The 1,098-nt window shown below is 64.6% G+C and carries 1 protein-coding gene; it reads left to right on the forward strand.

Annotated features, from left to right (window positions below; genetic code table 11):
• The first annotated feature begins 63 nt into the window (after window positions 1-63).
• Complete coding sequence (locus J7E68_RS11570; protein ID WP_311416819.1) at window positions 64-1,047, forward strand: carbohydrate ABC transporter permease; 984 nt, start codon at window positions 64-66, stop codon at window positions 1,045-1,047.
• The last annotated feature ends 51 nt before the right edge of the window (window positions 1,048-1,098 follow it).

Raw genomic sequence — 1,098 nt, forward strand, 5'->3', positions numbered from 1 at the left:
CAGCCTCGTGCTGCTGCTCGTCGTGAACGGCATATCCAAGCGAGTGACCGGAAGCGGGTTGTGGTGAGCACCGTGATCAGAGAACAGCCCCTCCTCACCGAGGAGATCGTCGTCGCATCGGGCAAGGGGCGGGGTCGCCGCCGGCGGGATCCGATGACCACCGGCGTGAAGGTCAAGGAGACGAGGGATGACCGCACGTTCGTGATCGTGGCCTACCTGCTGCTCACGGTGTTCCTGCTCGTCGTGCTGCTGCCTCTGCTGAACATCGTCGCGAGCTCGTTCTCGAGCCCCCAGGCCGTGTCGTCCGGCCGCGTGCTGTTCTGGCCCGTCGAGTTCACCCTCCGCGGCTACACCGAGGCGCTGAACAACCCTGCGATCCTGCGCGGCTTCGGCAACTCCGTGTTCTACACAGTGGCCGGCACCGTCATCAGCGTCGCAGGGACCGTCGCGATCGCGTACCCGTTGTCTCGAGCGAACCTCTTCGGACGCAAGACCCTCACCGGCGGCGTCGTCTTCACGATGCTGTTCTCCGGCGGCGTGATCCCGATGTACATCGTCGTCCAATCCCTCGGTCTCCTCGACACACGATGGTCGATGATCCTCCCGAACGCGATCGGCGTCTGGCAGGTGATCATCGCGATGGTCTACTTCCGCTCCTCCATCCCCGACGAGGTCTACGAGGCGGCGCAGCTGGACGGGGCGAGCGAACTGCGCATCCTCTGGACGATCGTGCTTCCGCTCGCGAAGCCGCTCCTCGCCGTCATCGCCCTGATGTACGCGATCATGCAGTGGAACTCGTACTTCGATGCGCTGCTCTATCTGCGCGACGCCGACCTGCAGCCGCTGCAGCTCGTGCTGCGAGGCATCCTCATCCTCAACGACGGCGGAGGAGGCGGCGACCTGGCCGCCCAGCTCGAACGTCGAGAACTCGCCGACCTGCTCAAGTACTCGACCGTCATCATCGCCACCGTGCCGATGCTGATCGTGTACCCGTTCGTCGCGAAGCACTTCAGCAAGGGGATCATGGTCGGCGCCGTCAAGGGCTGACCCCGCTCACAGACCCACCACACACACCTGCACACCTCAACCGGTCAAAGG

Origin of the sequence: Microbacterium sp. ISL-103 (genome assembly GCF_018613995.1) — a bacterium.
Classification (GTDB): Bacteria; Actinomycetota; Actinomycetes; order Actinomycetales; family Microbacteriaceae; genus Microbacterium.